The sequence below is a fragment of the Macrococcus armenti genome (genome assembly GCF_020097135.1).
Taxonomy (GTDB): Bacteria; Bacillota; Bacilli; order Staphylococcales; family Staphylococcaceae; genus Macrococcoides; species Macrococcoides armenti.
On sequence record NZ_CP083608.1, the window covers coordinates 1,471,823 to 1,487,157 of the forward strand.

17 protein-coding genes are annotated in these 15,335 nt (G+C 35.4%); 5 read left to right on the plus strand and 12 right to left on the minus strand.

Annotated features, from left to right (window positions below; translation table 11 throughout):
* Positions 1 to 68: 68 nt before the first annotated feature.
* Positions 69 to 1,184 (minus strand): alanine dehydrogenase, encoded by a 1,116-nt coding sequence (gene ald / locus LAU42_RS07700; RefSeq protein WP_224183040.1) that lies wholly within the window; start codon positions 1,182 to 1,184, stop codon positions 69 to 71.
* 182 nt (positions 1,185 to 1,366) lie between these two features.
* On the opposite strand from ald, the gene LAU42_RS07705 reads away from it, so the two are divergent.
* Positions 1,367 to 1,867 (plus strand): universal stress protein, encoded by a 501-nt coding sequence (locus LAU42_RS07705; RefSeq protein ID WP_224183041.1) that lies wholly within the window; start codon positions 1,367 to 1,369, stop codon positions 1,865 to 1,867.
* A 73-nt stretch (positions 1,868 to 1,940) separates the two neighbouring features.
* Positions 1,941 to 2,657, plus strand: coding sequence for a class I SAM-dependent methyltransferase (locus LAU42_RS07710; RefSeq protein ID WP_224183042.1), 717 nt, complete (start codon positions 1,941 to 1,943; stop codon positions 2,655 to 2,657).
* Between the two features lie 34 nt (positions 2,658 to 2,691).
* On the opposite strand, the gene LAU42_RS07715 is transcribed toward LAU42_RS07710, so the two are convergent.
* The 5 genes from LAU42_RS07715 to sppA form a co-directional block, all read right to left on the minus strand.
* Positions 2,692 to 3,888: an acetate kinase gene (locus LAU42_RS07715; protein WP_224183043.1), complete on the minus strand. Its 1,197-nt coding sequence runs from the start codon at positions 3,886 to 3,888 to the stop codon at positions 2,692 to 2,694.
* Between the two features lie 72 nt (positions 3,889 to 3,960).
* Positions 3,961 to 4,884, minus strand: a complete 924-nt coding sequence (locus LAU42_RS07720; protein WP_224183044.1) for a class I SAM-dependent methyltransferase — start codon at positions 4,882 to 4,884, stop codon at positions 3,961 to 3,963.
* A gap of 56 nt (positions 4,885 to 4,940) precedes the next feature.
* A complete protein-coding gene (tpx, locus tag LAU42_RS07725; protein ID WP_224183045.1) occupies positions 4,941 to 5,438 on the minus strand; it encodes a thiol peroxidase in 498 nt (165 codons plus the stop codon).
* A 73-nt stretch (positions 5,439 to 5,511) separates the two neighbouring features.
* Positions 5,512 to 6,081, minus strand: a complete 570-nt coding sequence (locus tag LAU42_RS07730; RefSeq protein WP_224183046.1) for an RDD family protein — start codon at positions 6,079 to 6,081, stop codon at positions 5,512 to 5,514.
* Positions 6,082 to 6,090: 9 nt separating this feature from the next.
* The gene (gene sppA, locus LAU42_RS07735) at positions 6,091 to 7,092 is read right to left on the minus strand and encodes a signal peptide peptidase SppA (RefSeq protein ID WP_224183047.1); all 1,002 of its coding nucleotides are present in this window, start codon (positions 7,090 to 7,092) and stop codon (positions 6,091 to 6,093) included.
* An 88-nt stretch (positions 7,093 to 7,180) separates the two neighbouring features.
* Between sppA and LAU42_RS07740 the strand changes: the two genes are divergently transcribed.
* The gene (locus LAU42_RS07740; RefSeq protein WP_224183048.1) at positions 7,181 to 7,987 is read left to right on the plus strand and encodes an NAD kinase; all 807 of its coding nucleotides are present in this window, start codon (positions 7,181 to 7,183) and stop codon (positions 7,985 to 7,987) included.
* A gap of 33 nt (positions 7,988 to 8,020) precedes the next feature.
* Here LAU42_RS07740 and LAU42_RS07745 read toward each other — a convergent pair whose 3' ends face one another.
* The 6 genes from LAU42_RS07745 to ezrA form a co-directional block, all read right to left on the minus strand.
* Complete coding sequence (locus tag LAU42_RS07745; protein WP_224183049.1) at positions 8,021 to 8,791, minus strand: sulfite exporter TauE/SafE family protein; 771 nt, start codon at positions 8,789 to 8,791, stop codon at positions 8,021 to 8,023.
* A gap of 70 nt (positions 8,792 to 8,861) precedes the next feature.
* Entirely contained in the window at positions 8,862 to 9,179 is a 318-nt protein-coding gene (locus tag LAU42_RS11800; protein WP_241426518.1) for a glycerophosphodiester phosphodiesterase family protein, read from the minus strand.
* Positions 9,176 to 9,673 carry a glycerophosphodiester phosphodiesterase family protein gene (locus tag LAU42_RS11805; protein WP_241426519.1) on the minus strand — a complete coding sequence of 166 codons (498 nt, stop codon included), beginning with the start codon at positions 9,671 to 9,673 and terminating at the stop codon, positions 9,176 to 9,178. Before LAU42_RS11805 ends, LAU42_RS11800 begins: the two co-directional genes overlap by 4 nt.
* Before the next feature lie 12 nt (positions 9,674 to 9,685).
* Positions 9,686 to 10,891, minus strand: a complete 1,206-nt coding sequence (gene thiI / locus LAU42_RS07755) for a tRNA uracil 4-sulfurtransferase ThiI (RefSeq protein ID WP_224183050.1) — start codon at positions 10,889 to 10,891, stop codon at positions 9,686 to 9,688.
* Entirely contained in the window at positions 10,881 to 12,020 is a 1,140-nt protein-coding gene (locus LAU42_RS07760) for a cysteine desulfurase family protein (protein WP_224183051.1), read from the minus strand. The genes thiI and LAU42_RS07760 overlap by 11 nt, the downstream gene beginning before the upstream one ends.
* A 93-nt stretch (positions 12,021 to 12,113) precedes the next feature.
* The gene (gene ezrA / locus LAU42_RS07765; protein WP_224184778.1) at positions 12,114 to 13,817 is read right to left on the minus strand and encodes a septation ring formation regulator EzrA; all 1,704 of its coding nucleotides are present in this window, start codon (positions 13,815 to 13,817) and stop codon (positions 12,114 to 12,116) included.
* A gap of 138 nt (positions 13,818 to 13,955) precedes the next feature.
* Between ezrA and LAU42_RS07770 the strand changes: the two genes are divergently transcribed.
* Together LAU42_RS07770 and rpsD are read left to right on the plus strand one after the other, a co-directional pair.
* Positions 13,956 to 14,423, plus strand: coding sequence for a GAF domain-containing protein (locus LAU42_RS07770; protein ID WP_224183052.1), 468 nt, complete (start codon positions 13,956 to 13,958; stop codon positions 14,421 to 14,423).
* Positions 14,424 to 14,636: 213 nt separating this feature from the next.
* On the plus strand, positions 14,637 to 15,239 hold the full coding sequence (gene rpsD / locus LAU42_RS07775; RefSeq protein WP_219492567.1) for a 30S ribosomal protein S4: 603 nt from the start codon (positions 14,637 to 14,639) through the stop codon (positions 15,237 to 15,239).
* The last annotated feature ends 96 nt before the right edge of the window (positions 15,240 to 15,335 follow it).

Here is a 15,335-nt window from a genome sequence, read left to right on the forward strand (position 1 = left end):
CATACCGATATCGGTATGGCCGTTTGTTTAATAAAAGACCAGCAATATATTACCGGTCTCAAAATGTATTATTTTGTTAATAATGTTTTTGCATCAAAGTACTCTAAACCTTGATCTTGTGCAACAGCTTCAAATGTAACATGTCCATCTAAAGTGTTGAATCCTTTAAGAATTGCTTCGTTATCTAATGCAGCTTGTTTATATCCTTTGTTTGCAATTTGAATCGCATAAGGAATTGTAGCATTTGATAATGCCATTGTAGAAGTACGTGGTACAGCTCCTGGCATATTCGCTACTGAATAATGTACAACATCATGTTTTACGAATGTTGGATCATCGTGTGTTGTAATACGGTCTGAAGTTTCGAAAATTCCACCTTGGTCAATCGCAATATCGATTACAACTGAACCTGGGCTCATTGATTTGATCATTTCTTCAGTTACAAGTTTCGGTGCTTTCGCGCCTGGAATTAATACTGCTCCAATGACTAAGTCACTTTCACGTACACTATCCGCAATATTTAATGGTGTAGACATTAATGTTTGAACTTGGTTTCCGAATAAATCATCTAATTGCTGCAAACGTACTGGGCTTAAGTCTAAAATTGTAACTTCAGCACCTAAACCTACTGCCATCTTCGCAGCGTTCGTTCCAGCTTGTCCACCACCGATAATTGTAACGCGTCCTTTTTGAACTCCAGGAACACCTGCTAATAAAATTCCTTTACCACCGTGAATTTTCTGTAAGAACTGTGCACCGATCTGTGTCGCCATACGTCCTGCAACTTCACTCATTGGTGATAATAATGGAAGACCACCTGTTGGTAATTGAACTGTTTCATATGCAATACCAACTACTTTATTATCTAATAACGCTTTCGTTAACGCTGGTTCTGGCGCTAAGTGTAAATAAGTAAATAAAATTAATCCTTCTTTGAAGTATTTGAATTCAGGTTCTAATGGTTCTTTAACTTTCATAACCATATCAACGTTCCATGCCTCTTCAACTGATCCGATTTTCGCACCTACTTCGATGTAATCTTCATCAGTAAAGTATGAACCTAAACCTGCCCCTTGTTCAACGATAACGTCATGTCCGTTTTCAACTAAAGCATGCACACCGCCTGGCGTTAACGCAACACGATTTTCGTTATTCTTAATTTCCTTTGGAATACCAATTAACATTTGTAACACTCCCTTTATTTAATCCTTATACACAATATATTAGCACTTTAAAATGAAAACGCAATCATTAAATTTGGCAAGAATATTCAGAATATATAAAAAGAAACTTTTTATTCTGTTACAATGTAAAAAATTAGTGATATAATATAAGTGTAATAAAGAACGTAAATGGAGGGATATTTATGTTAGTGTACAAAAATATTTTAATTGCAGTTGATGGATCAAGCGAAGCAGAATGGGCTTTTAATAAAGCAGTTGAAGTGGCAAAACGTAACAATGCGACGTTATCGATTATTAACGTAATTGATACTAGAAGTTATGCAAGCGTAGAAGCGTATGACCGTTCTATTTCAGAACGTGCAACTCAATTTGCAGAGTCTTTACTTGATGGGTATAAACGTGTAGCTGAAAGTCGTGGTGTTAACAAAGTCGATACTTTAATCGAATATGGTTCACCAAAAACAATCATCCCTAAAAAAATTGCACAAAAAATAGGTGTTGACTTAATTATGTGTGGTTCTACAGGATTAAATGCAGTAGAACGTTTTATCATCGGTTCTGTATCAGAAGCAATCGTACGTCATGCAGAATGTGACGTTCTCGTTGTAAGAACTGAAACAATGCCGCATAACTTCCAGCCAGAAGTTGCGACTAAAAAGCTGTTAGATGAACATAAACAATAATGAAAGTATTCTATTTATTAAAGGAATGTGCATAAGCACTTCCTTTTTTTATATTAAAAAGGAGTTGTTATTTTTGATACCATTAATATATGACCAAATTAATAAATGGAGCATTGCTGATGACTTTTATGTAAAATTATTAAATAAAATAGATGTTAAAGAAATAGCCGATTTAGGATGTGGTACTGGTAGATTAACCACAAATATTGCAAATGAAAATAACAATATTACAGGTATAGATCCTGATTCAGTTGCAATTAAATATGCAAAAGAAAAAAAGTCAGCGAATTTTGTTAAATGGATAGTAGGTGATAGTAGTAACCTAAAAGATTCAAATTATGAAGCCGTAATTATGACAGCGAATGTAGCACAAGTATTTATAGAAGAAGAAAATTGGGATCAAACGTTAAATAATGTGTATAATTCACTAACTCATAATGGTCATTTTATTTTTGATGTACGAAACCCTCTAGTTAAATCATGGATTGAATGGGAAAATGATGAAACACCAGATATAGCTTTTCATCCTATAACAGATGAAGTGCTTGAAATATGGACAGAATATGAAGGATTTAAAAATAATGTCTATACATTTTATGAGACTGTCAAAAATAAAAATACTAATGAAATAATAATAAAAAAACAAATGCAGTTAATTTTTAGAGATTATGATGAAATAATGCATTCTTTATTTAATATAGGATTCAAACAAATTAAATGTTATGGAGACTGGAAGTTTGAGGATGCCACAAATACTTCTAAGTCATTTATTTTTCATGCTATAAAATAAACTGGACTCACGTTTAGCGAGTCCAGTTTAATAATTATTTTAAATTACCATAAGTCATTGTATCACGCGCGATCATCACTTCTTCATCTGTCGGAATAACCATAACTTTAACTGGTGAATGTGGGTAGTTAATAAATGCTTCTTTACCACGTAAGCCTGCATTTAATTTAGGATCCCAGTAAACACCCATGAATTCTAATCCTTCTAATACACGAGCACGTACAACGTCAGAGTTCTCACCAACACCTGCAGTGAATACGATTGCATCTAAACCTTTCATACGCGTTGCATATGAACCGATATATTTGTGGATACGGCTTGCAAATACATCTAAAGCTAAAATAGCACGTTTATCGCCTTCTTCTGCTTTTTGTTCAATATCACGTAAGTCACTTGAAATTCCTGAAATACCAAGTAAACCTGATTCTTTATTTAATACATTAATAACTTCTTGCGCAGTTTTTCCAGTTTTCTCCATTAAGAATGGAATAATCGCAGGGTCTAAGTTTCCTGAACGCGTACCCATCGTAACACCTGCAAGTGGTGTGAATCCCATAGAAGTATCTACTGATTTACCACCTTCAACTGCTGCAATTGATGCACCGTTACCGATATGACAAGTAATGATTCGTAACTGTTCAATTGGACGGTCTAATAATTCTGCAGCACGCTCAGCTACAAACTTATGACTCGTACCATGTGCACCGTATTTACGGATTCCATAATCCTCGTAATATTTGTACGGTAAGCTGTATAGGAATGCTTCTTCAGACATCGATGTATGGAATGACGTATCAAAGATTGCAACGTGCGGGATGTTCGGTAACATTTTACGGAATGCACGAATACCCATTAAGTTTGCTGGGTTGTGTAACGGTGCTAATTCACATAAGTCTTCGATTTGTTTTTCAACTTCGTCTGTTACTAAGGCACTCGTTTCAAAGATGTCTCCACCTTGAACAACACGGTGACCTGTACCATCTAAATCGTTAATATCTTTAATGATACCGTGTTTTTTCATTTCATCAAGCATCATATCTACTGCTTGCTCATGGGTTTTAATATCTAAAGTTTGCGTAATTTTCTCTCCATTAACTGAAATTGTGAAGATTGAATTTGGTAAGCCGATACGTTCAACTAACCCTTTCGTTAATACTTTCTCTTCAGGCATTTCGAATAATTGGAACTTTAATGATGAACTACCGGCATTAATTGCCATAATTTTTTTCATGGTTTTCCTCCTAAGTGATTGAATACTTATATTTAATCATTAATACAGATTATAATCAAGATTAATACAGAATTAATTTTTACGATTTTCTGAATGCCATACTTCTAATTCATCAATAAATGATTTCATATTACGTTCATCTTTAAAATCAGGAATATTTGCAAGTAATACTTCAACTGTTTTGGATTTCGAACTATCTTTGCGTTCCAGAACAAGTAAACTTTTACGCATTGCTTCAGTTTTGAATAAGCTTGTTGAGAAGTTCAGAAATGCCTGCATTATACTTTCTGTTGCAATGAACTTTTGTAACTGTTCTACATTATCTCCTTCAAATAATTGCGTAGGAACGATTAAAAATGCAAGACCACCTGGCTTTAAGCTGTTTACTGCCTGTTCGATTAATAAGTGGTGGCTATAACTATGTCCCTCTTTAAATCCAAGTTTCATTTCATGACTTCGTGCATCGTTCGGATAATATCCAACCGGGAAGTCACCAGTTACGACGTCAAAGTCACCTTCAGGCAACGGCATAATCGCATCCTGCGGAAATATATCAAATGGAATCTCTAAAAAATTTGCTAAATGCACGCTTAATCTCGATAATACTGGATCGACTTCAACAAGCACATGATCAAATGTTTTTCCTGGATTCTGTTCATGAATCGTTGCAGATAAATGTCCTGTACCACTAGTTAAGTCCAATAATTTAACAGTTTCATCTTCAACAAACATATTCATAACAAATGCCGTTAAATAGCCGATGCTATCAGGTGTCATCTGATGATTCGGTTGAATCATCTCCTCTTTCAGCATACTTAAGTAGCTGAACTGAAATGCTTTCCTACGGTCAATCATTGTGCTTTTCTCTAATAAATCGCGCTGATTGACATATACATCTTCTAAACTTAACCCTAAGTTTTCAATAAAACTATGACCGTTTTCTTTTTGCAGCGCTTTTGCTTTCTCATCTATTACTTTAAATAATTCTTCTATCATAATTATCCTTTCAAATAAAAACTGCCCCTAATAAAGGGCAGTAGTTAATGCATTAATTAAATTGACTTTAAAGCTTCGATTGCTTTATCGTAATCTGGGTGATCTGTACCTTCAGCAACAACTTCAGTATAAACAACTTCATTGTTTTCGTTTAATACGAATACAGAACGTGCAAGAAGACGTAAATCTTCCATTACAACACCATAATTAGTACCAAATGATAAATCTTTATGGTCACTTAATGTTACCACATTTTCTAAACCTTCAGCCGCACACCATTTTTTCTGTGCGAAAGGTAAATCTACTGAAATAGTTAATACGACCGCATTGTCAATTCCAGCAGCTTCTTCGTTAAATTTACGTGTTTGTGTGCTGCACACACCAGTATCAATTGATGGTACAACGCTGATTAATTTTTTCTTACCTTCATAGTCCGCTAATGTACGCATTGATAAGTCGTTTGCTAATACTGTAAAGTCAGGTGCTGCAGTTCCAACTGTAACAGGCTCACCTGATAATTTCATTGGATTATTTTTAAATGTAACTTGTGCCATTATGATACCTCCTAAATTGGTTTACATTATTAATTTAACATGTTTACCCGATAAAACGAATTAATTTGTTTGATTAAATTCTAATTTCTCGTTTCACAAGTTTTTCTCTTAATAATGCGCTATCCTCTTTTACTACGAGTGTATCGCTTAATAAATCGTGGATGCCACGTTTATTCGGATTGAATAGCACGACTAAATATAACAAGTACAGAAAGAAATTAGAAATATATCTTCCGAATAATTCTCTCGTTAATACTGTTCCTATCGTAAGTTTATGACCGTTTTCATGAACTACCTTTAACTTCAGTATCATCTTTCCTAAAGTAGCATTAAAGAAATATGTCAATAATACAAAGTAGCTGAAATATATAACGGCACTTAAAACATTATATACAGAGAACAGTGGTATAAACGCATGCATAGACTGTAAATCAAATGCTGAATCAAGTGGATTCAAAACAATATTCTTAATTGATCCGACAATAATCAAGTCAATCATAAAAGCGATAAAGCGAATACCAAACCCCGCTTCTGTAGCATGAATTAACTGTCGGCGTAATTTATGATCCATATACTTGTGACTGCTTACTTCCTGTACCTCTTCATTATATACATGTACATTGTCAGTTTCCGGTTCATACATATTGCTCACCTACTCTCCATATAAGTACATCGGTTGGATGCCTTGACGTTTACTTATTAATTCTTTAATAGCTGCAACGTCATTTTTACCCATTAAGTTACTTACAAATGATTGTGCTGAGAAGAAGCTTGAACCGAAGAAATCAGTCGGTATAGAAAACTCAATAACTTCCGCATCTTTCGCTTTTATTTCTTTTTTCAATGCTTTCATTGCATCACTTTCATTACCGATTTCATCAACTAATTTCAAGTCTTTCGCCTGCTGCCCTGAATAAATACGGCCATCCGCAATTTTCTTAACTTGTGCTTTATCCATATGACGCCCTGAACTAATAACATTTACGAAACCTTCGTAACTTTCATCAACGAATTTCTGTAAAATCGCGCGTTCTTCTTCATCCATTTCTTTCGTCGGACTCATAATATCTTTATGTGGCCCGCTTTTTATCGTATTAAATTTAACACCATATTTGTCTGCAAGCTCTTTGTAGTTCATTGATTGCATAATCACACCTAAAGAGCCTGTTAACGTTTCTTTCGATGCATAAATTTTATCAGCAGGTGCTGAAATGTAATATCCACCTGACGCTGCCATGTTTTCCATCGTCACGTATACTTTTTTCCCTGCTTTTTTAATCGCTTCAATTTTGTCATGAATTTCAGCACTTTCATAAACGCCACCACCAGGTGAATTCACGACTAACATTAATGCTTTAATATCATCATTATCCTTCACTTCGTCTAATGAATCTAAAATCAACTGGTGATTATAACTTTCACCTGACCATAGTGACGGTGAACCCATATCCATAATCGTACCATCAACTTCAATACGTGCGATTTGATTAGAAACATCGCTTCCTTCTAAAACAGTCGTTGTCATTCCTTCTTCACTTAATGACTCTAAACTCGAAGTAAAGTCTGTAGACACTATGTTCGTAATGAAACTCATCGTTGAACCTACAATAAATAAACCAAGTGCAAGTAATATTGCGATAACCCTTTTACTCATCTTATCTTCCTTTCAAATTTAATATTTAACACTTATAATATATATTAACAAAAATAAATATAAGTGAACAACAAGGAGTGGTTAACATATGGAAAAAAGAAATAAAATTTACTTTTTTACGAATAGAGAACCATCTGGCTTGAATTCAAAATCGCAAATGGAAGCGTTAATTGGCAAATATGATTTCGAAGTGACCGAAAACGCAAACGACGCAAATATCATCGCTTCAATTGGAGGTGACGGCGAATTTCTCCAGGCCGTCCGTAAAACGAAATTCCGACAGGACGCGATTTATGTCGGAATCGCGACAGATGATAAAAAACACTTCTATACTGACTTTCATATAGATGATGCTAAACTGTTAAATAAAGTATTAAATAGCGAAGATGACACAATTGAAGTGCGCAAATATCCGTTACTTGAAGTCAATATTAATAAAGAGATGCGCTACTTATGTTTAAATGACTTCTCAATAAAATCATCTATCATTAAATCAATGTCGATGGATGTTTATATTGATGATGACAAGTTTGAATCATTCAGAGGAGACGGTATGCTCATTTCTACACCGACAGGATCTACTGGTTATAGTAAATCACTGGACGGTGCGATTATCGATCCACTTACACGTTGTTTTCAGATGACCGAAATTGCCTCATTTAACAATAACAACTATCGTACAATCAGTAATGCCATCATATTAAGCGAAGAGCGTAAACTTTCAATTGTTCTCGATAAAATGGAAGACTATTATCCGATTATGGGGCTCGATAATGAAGCATTATCCATCCAGAACACCGATACAATCGATGTCACACTAAGCAAAAACATCATAAAAACGGTAAAAGTAAAGGAAAATTCATTCTGGGATAAAGTAGAACGAACATTCCTATAGAAAAAACTGCTTATAGCGTTCGCTATAAGCAGTTTATTTATAGAAATAATTTTGTACGTAATCGACGATATTTTTACCAATAAGTATTACTGTTACACAAATAAATAATACACGTACATATGACACACCATATTTAATAGCGAACTGACTCCCCGCATAACTTCCAGCAACCATTGCAGCCCCCATACTAAGACCGTACAAATAATTGACCTGCCCAAGTGCCATAAACAAGAGTAGCGCACCTAAGTTACTCGCAAAGTTTAAAAACTTCGCATTCCCTGCAGCTCTTAAAAAGTCAAATCCGATAATCAGTAAAGTAAACATTAAAAAGCTACCCGTTCCGCCACCTAAAAAACCATCATAAAATCCGATAAATGTGATTGCACAAATAAATAAAATCGACTTTTTCTTATCTAACTTCTTATATGTAGAAATACTTCCCCAGTCTTTTTTAAATAAAGTATAAACGAGCACGAGGCTTAAACAGATAATTGCAATCGGCTTCAAATATTCAGGTGGCATCTTAGTTGCAACGAGCGCACCGATAATAGACCCGAAAAATGATAATGGAAATAATTTACCGACAATATTTAAATCAACTTTCTTTGAACGTAAAAATGATACCGTTGAAGTAAACGATCCAAATGATGAAGCCAGCTTATTCGTTCCAAGCGCAATAGATGGCGGCATACCTGTCGCAAGTAATGCAGGAATACTAATCAGCCCACCGCCTCCAACGATCGAATCAATGAATGCCGCTAAAAATCCAAAAAATATTAATATAAGTAAAATATTTAAATCCATGTTGCCCTCCCCTACAGAAAGAAAATTGCATATATAGATTACGTATCATCTATCTCAACGTATTGATACTTTATTCAAACACTTCTCCATTATCTAGTCTGAACTGTTTTCGCAATAAATCCGGATAATTTGTAAATGCTCCATCTATCCCTGCATTGATAAATCGTTCCATATCTTCCTCTTTATTCAGCGTATATGGAAATAATAAAAATCCAATATTATGCATGCGCTCAATTAATGCTTCATCCAAGTCAGCAATGCTCGGTCCGACCGCATATACAAATTTATGTATTTTGCGCAATTCATCATCTGACATATTACGTAAAACACCTTTTTTCGCAAGCATTAATAAAGGAAAATTTGGCTTAATTTGATTAACTTTTATCAAACTTTCCACACTGAATGACTGAATGACTGAATGACAGTCTGACGGTTCTGCAATCGCGCTTCGCTCACTAAACCAAATGCATTCAAAGTGTCAATCAGCAACTTTTCCATTCCCGGATATATATCCGGAGATTTCGTTTCTATATAATAATTCGCATCTCCATATCGTTCAAATATATCCTTTAATGTAGGGACTACTTGTTCTTCATAATACGCTGACTTCAGTTCAGGATACTTTTCGTTAAACCATTTGCCGATTGTCAGTTGCTTAATTTCCTGTAACGTCATCTCTTTAATAATACCAGGTGTCAACGCAGTACGTTCAATGGATTCATCATGCATTACGATAATTTCACCGTCTAAAGTCATATGCACATCGAGTTCTATATAGTCCGCATGCATATCAAAATGACTTTTATCGTATGATGCAAATGTATGTTCAGGTGCATATCCACTTGCACCACGATGCGCGATTACTACGTTTTTATCGAGCATTGTATCATCCCCTTATAATAAATCGTCAAATGTATCCGTCGTTGTATGCTTTGAAATCGTTAACGTCTCAATGCCTTCGATTGCTTCATCAATCATTGCATCAAAGTCGGTACTCGCTTCAAAGCTTTCCACTTTATCTAATCTCGGATTTGTTTTAGGGTTTTTTGGCGTAAAGATTGTACAGCAATCTTCAAATGGCTGTATTGATGTTTCAAATGTTCCAATTTCTTTCGCTTTAATAATGATTTCATCTTTGTCTAAAGTAAGTAGCGGTCTTAATATCGGTAAAGTTGTAACTGCGTTAATTGCATACATGCTCCCGAGTGTCTGACTCGCGACTTGGCCTAAGTTTTCTCCATTTACTAATGCTTTTGCGTCAATTTTGCGTGCAAACTTATCCGCAATCTTTAACATCATACGTCTTGTTGATGTCATCGTTAAATTCTCAGGCACTTTCTTATGGATCATCTTCTGAATTTCAGTAAATGGTACAAGATGCAGTTTAATCTCACCTGTCGTCTCTGCCATAATACGTGTTAAGTCTATTACTTTCTGCTTTGCTTCTTCACTCGTAAATGGTGGTGAATGGAAGTGAATCGCTTCAATCGTTACGCCACGTTTCATAACTTCAAGCCCTGCAACCGGAGAATCAATCCCTCCAGACAGCATGAGTAATGTTTTACCGCCAGTGCCAACGGGTAACCCTCCTGCTCCTTTAATCACGCGTGAATAAAGGTATGCAGCATCGCGTCTGATTTCAACGAGTAATTTATAGTCCGGATTGCGTACATCAACTGTTAAGTGTTCAATATTAGATAGTATTTCTCCGCCTAGTTCCTGCTGCAGCGCAAATGTGTCGTACGGAAATCCTTTGTCTGAACGTTTTGCATCTACTTTAAACGTAACGCCCGGTCCATCGATATCCTGGGCGAGTCGTACTGCACTTGCTTTAATTTGTTCGATGTCTTTTTCTACTTTTACAACCGGGCTTACAGAATGTACACCAAAAACTTTACTAATACGTTTCATAATTTCCTCAACGTCTGCTTCTTCAGTTATTTCAACGTACATTCGATCTCGGTTTGCATTCACTTTATATCCTGTTAAAGGAATAAGTGCATATTTAATGTTTGACTTTAGTTGGTTGACGAACGTATTTCGATTACCAGACTTTAATGTTAATTCTCCGTACCTTACTAATATATGATCATACTGCATCTTTTATTAACTCCTTCATATCGTTATAAATTTTGTTTAATACATTGATAAATTGATTGATGTCATCTTCTGTCGTGTACTTATCAAAAGAAATTCTTACACTTCCGGCGATTACAGTTTCAGGCACATGCAATGCATTTAATGCTTCATTAAATTTCGCACGTTTTGATGAACATGCACTCGTCGTTGATATACATATATCTGCTTTAGAAAAAGCATTGACAATCACTTCCCCTTTCACACCCGGGAATCCGATATTTACAATATGTGGTGCACCGTCCGGCAATGAATTGACGACAAGTCCGGGAAGCTTTTTAACCTCTTCTTCTATCATCATTTTAAATTTACTTGTGCGTTTGACGAGTTGTACTCTTTCATTTTCAGCGATACGAATCGCACGACTTAGTGCAACGTCATTCGCAACGTTCACAGTACCACTTCTGAACCCATATTCCTGTCCGCCACCAAACATCGTATGCGTAATCGTCTTCAACTGATCAAATACAAGTATGCCCTGTCCTTTTAATCCATTGAATTTATGTCCACTCAATACAAAACTATCCATTGCATGTACAGGTAATGCTAATTTTCCGAATGACTGCACACAGTCAACATGGAAATGAACTTTTGGATAATCCTTTAATATTTCATGTATTGCTGTAATCGGTAAAATAGCACCCATTACATTGTTTACATGCATTAAGCAAACTAACGTAACATCACTGTTTAATAACGAACGGAAATGTTCTAAGTCAAGTTTGCCTTCATTAAATTGAACATACTTCACTGTAAAACCTTCATTTTCAAGTGCACATACAGTTTCCAGTACAGAAGGATGTTCCAGATGTGATGTTATTATTGTTTTACCAAATGGCTTCTTACTTCTTGCCATACCCGTAATGAGCAAGTTGTTCGATTCTGTTGCACCACTCGTAAAGACTACTGATTGATGATTCAGTTTTAAAATTTCTTTAATTTGATTTCTCGCCTGTTCTAATAACTTATTCGTTTCAAGCCCTTTATAATGTGGACTGGATGGATTGAAATAATACTTTTCATTTACAGTATTGAAAGTTTTCATTACGTCTGCATCTGGTTTTGTCGTTGCACAATTGTCTAAATAAATCATTCGTTCACCTCAATAAGTAAACCCGGCACACGTATCGCATGCTCGGGTTTATAATTTGTCTTATTATACAACATTTTCAGATCGATATACTATTTAAATGCGCTTATGTTTCAGAGCGATTTCTTCTATGCGTTCTGTTGCACCTGGTTCAACGCGCTCTAAAGCTGCTTCAGCAACTTCAACAGCACGTTTATATCGATTGTTAGTAAATAATCTTTCCGCTTCATTTAAGTCTTTGTTTACATCTGCATGGTCTTTTCGGTATCGATTACCGTACTGAATTAACTGTTCAGCATATTGCGCATACTCCAGTACTTCCATTGCTTCTGCTTCGAACGTATTCATTGTCGCTAATACTTTATTTACTTTATCGCGAACTTGCGTCACATTCATCGGACGCTTGTTGAATAACTGGTGCACTTCGCGTGTTTCAACATCAATTTCATTTTTCATGATGATAAAACGCTCAGGTACACTTGATAAATTTGATGCTAACAGCTTACGATACACTTCTTCTTTTTTGCTTTGAATTTTAAGTGTATTGCGCTGTGCTTCCTGTTCATCTTCTCTTAAATTCGTTAAATAATTTTGGATTTTTTCCTGTTTTTCATTAATTACTTTTACGTGAGTTTCAATATACTTTAAGTTATCTTCCACTTCAGTATAACGGATACTTGACTTAGCAGTTTCCATTAAAATCTCATCATAAACGGTAATTAAACTTTGAATTTCATTGTCATATTGTCGTACGTTCTGAATATCTTCTTCGTTAATATAATATGTATCTTTAACATACTCAATTTCCGTACGTATCATGTAGTTCGTATCTTTCGCGTGGAACAGTTGATCTGTTATTTCCTCTTTCGTTAATTCAACATTGTTCTTTGCTTTAACTTCTAATTCAACAAGTTCAACCATTTCATCAATACTATCGTTAATTTCATCGATGATTGTCTCTGCTTTATCTAATTCAAGACGCGCAATTAGTGGCTCAACTAAATTCAATTTACCTTTCAATGTCTGAAGTGTGCTATCAACTTTAACATGTTCTAAATTATAACCTTCTAACTTCAGATCACGACAACCAAATCTAATATCCTGGAACTGTGCAGGTAATTCTTTCTGAACATCTCGAATCAATTCAGGAATCTCTTCCATATCTTCTTTAAGACGCGTCATCTCCTGATGCAGTGCAGTAATATGCTGATGTGCATCATCATAATTACCTTCGTTCACATGTTGCTGATAAACATCAATTTGAGGTTCATACGTTTCAATCTGTGCTTCAAGCGGTCCTGCTGACTCCCCGTACTGATGACGGTTTGCAAGCACATCACGCTTAGACTCACGGTAAATAATCCTGCAGTCATCATATTTACGTTCATCTTCTGAAATCTTTGCCATATAATCTTGAATTTCATTTACAGATACTTCATATTTCTTCTCAATTTGATTTAGCAGCACATTTGCTTCCTGAACTTTCTCTTCACTCTCTTTAAATTTAAATTTATCGAGTGCTTCATCTGCATCATTAATAATAAGTTCACATGACTTAAGATCTTCATTCAACACTGTCTGCCATTCTCTTTTCCACTTATCAAAGTGCTGAACAGTCTGGCCTTTTAAGTTTAGTGCCTTAACTTTAACCAATTCATCCTGAAATGGTAACTGCTGAATTTCATTTTTACGTTGCTCAATTGTTTCAATGCTCGAGCGCCTCTGATTCCTCATATAGAACAGTACGCCTATTACAATCAATATTAATACGATGATTCCGACTATGACATATAACATTATGTAAATTCATTCCCTCCAAAGTACTATTCATTATTATAACGTAAAATGTGCATTTCAAAAACAATTTCTTGTTAAATTGTGAACATTTACGTTAAACTATTGCTATTCTAAATATATTTAAGTAATGGAGGTCATCATATGTTTGATAATACACCGATTAAAGATTACAACATGCTCGCGCAAATGTTAGATGGATTACTGACGGGTGAGGATGATAATATCAGTAATTTATCCAATGCAAGTGCATTATTAAATTCATTCCTGACAGACGTTAACTGGGTCGGTTTTTACACGATGAAAAACGGTCAGTTACAACTTGGACCATTCCAGGGGTTACCAGCCTGTGTACAAATTCCTGTAGGTAAAGGTGTATGTGGCACAGCAGTAAAAGAACAGAAAACGATGGTTGTAGATGATGTTCATCAGTTTCCGGGACATATCGCATGCGATGCAAAATCACAATCTGAAATCGTCGTCCCAATATTGAAAGACGGAGAAATTTTTGGTGTACTTGACATCGATGCCCCGATTAAATCACGCTTTACAACAGAAGATCAGACTGGCATTGAACAATTCGTGAAAGTTCTCGAAAAACATTTATATTAATATTGACTTCTTACATTAAAGTCACTATAATGAAATCTATGTGAATAAACGAAGATAGCAGATAAATATTAAGACGCTCTATAGTATCCCCTATGTTGGCGTGTTGTGTAACTGAAGCTATAAGGCGAAGACACGGAATGACACTATATCGACTTAAGCATTTATCATATTTTTGTTTTTTACATAAAAAACAAAAAGAGGAGGAGTCACAATATGGCTCGTTTTACAGGTTCAACTTGGAAAAAATCTCGTCGTTTAGGAATTTCTTTAAGCGGCACTGGTAAAGAATTAGAAAGACGCCCTTACGCACCAGGACAACACGGTCCTAACCAACGTAAAAAATTATCTGAGTATGGTTTACAATTACAGGAGAAACAAAAATTACGTTACATGTACGGAATCAACGAACGTCAATTCCGCACTATCTTCGACCGTGCTGGTAAAATGAAAGGTATCCACGGTGCTAACTTCATGGCACTTTTAGCATCTCGTTTAGATGCAGTAGTATACCAATTAGGTTTAGCACGTACACGTCGTCAAGCACGTCAATTAGTTAACCACGGTCACATCATGGTAGATGGTGCTCGCGTAGACATCCCGTCATACCAATTAAAACCTGGTCAAGTAATTTCAGTTCGTGAAAAATCACAAAAATTAAACATCATCGCTGAATCAGTTGAGTTATCGAACCACGTTCCTGAATACTTAACATTCGACGCTGAAAAATTAGAAGGTACTTTCGTACGCGTTCCAGAACGTAGCGAATTATCTGCTGAAATTAACGAACAATTAATCGTTGAGTACTACTCACGTTAATAAGTACTTTGAGAGACTTATTTCTTTCTATTACCCGAACACTACAGAAATCTATTTCTGCAGTGTTCGGTTTTTATTTTATTTGTAATGTATAAG

Excerpts from the sequence above, each read along its gene's own strand:
- LAU42_RS07760 (WP_224183051.1), bottom strand. The coding sequence starts at position 12,020 with ATGATTTATTTAGACAATTGTGCAACGACAAAACCAGATGCAGACGTA.
- LAU42_RS07720 (WP_224183044.1), bottom strand. The coding sequence starts at position 4,884 with ATGATAGAAGAATTATTTAAAGTAATAGATGAGAAAGCAAAAGCGCTG.
- sppA (WP_224183047.1), bottom strand. The coding sequence starts at position 7,092 with ATGAGTAAAAGGGTTATCGCAATATTACTTGCACTTGGTTTATTTATT.
- rpsD (WP_219492567.1), top strand. The coding sequence starts at position 14,637 with ATGGCTCGTTTTACAGGTTCAACTTGGAAAAAATCTCGTCGTTTAGGA.
- LAU42_RS07740 (WP_224183048.1), top strand. The coding sequence starts at position 7,181 with ATGGAAAAAAGAAATAAAATTTACTTTTTTACGAATAGAGAACCATCT.
- LAU42_RS07705 (WP_224183041.1), top strand. The coding sequence starts at position 1,367 with ATGTTAGTGTACAAAAATATTTTAATTGCAGTTGATGGATCAAGCGAA.
- LAU42_RS07770 (WP_224183052.1), top strand. The coding sequence starts at position 13,956 with ATGTTTGATAATACACCGATTAAAGATTACAACATGCTCGCGCAAATG.
- ald (WP_224183040.1), bottom strand. The coding sequence starts at position 1,184 with ATGTTAATTGGTATTCCAAAGGAAATTAAGAATAACGAAAATCGTGTT.
- tpx (WP_224183045.1), bottom strand. The coding sequence starts at position 5,438 with ATGGCACAAGTTACATTTAAAAATAATCCAATGAAATTATCAGGTGAG.
- LAU42_RS07745 (WP_224183049.1), bottom strand. The coding sequence starts at position 8,791 with ATGGATTTAAATATTTTACTTATATTAATATTTTTTGGATTTTTAGCG.
- thiI (WP_224183050.1), bottom strand. The coding sequence starts at position 10,891 with ATGCAGTATGATCATATATTAGTAAGGTACGGAGAATTAACATTAAAG.
- LAU42_RS11805 (WP_241426519.1), bottom strand. The coding sequence starts at position 9,673 with ATGCTCGATAAAAACGTAGTAATCGCGCATCGTGGTGCAAGTGGATAT.
- LAU42_RS07730 (WP_224183046.1), bottom strand. The coding sequence starts at position 6,081 with ATGTATGAACCGGAAACTGACAATGTACATGTATATAATGAAGAGGTA.
- LAU42_RS07715 (WP_224183043.1), bottom strand. The coding sequence starts at position 3,888 with ATGAAAAAAATTATGGCAATTAATGCCGGTAGTTCATCATTAAAGTTC.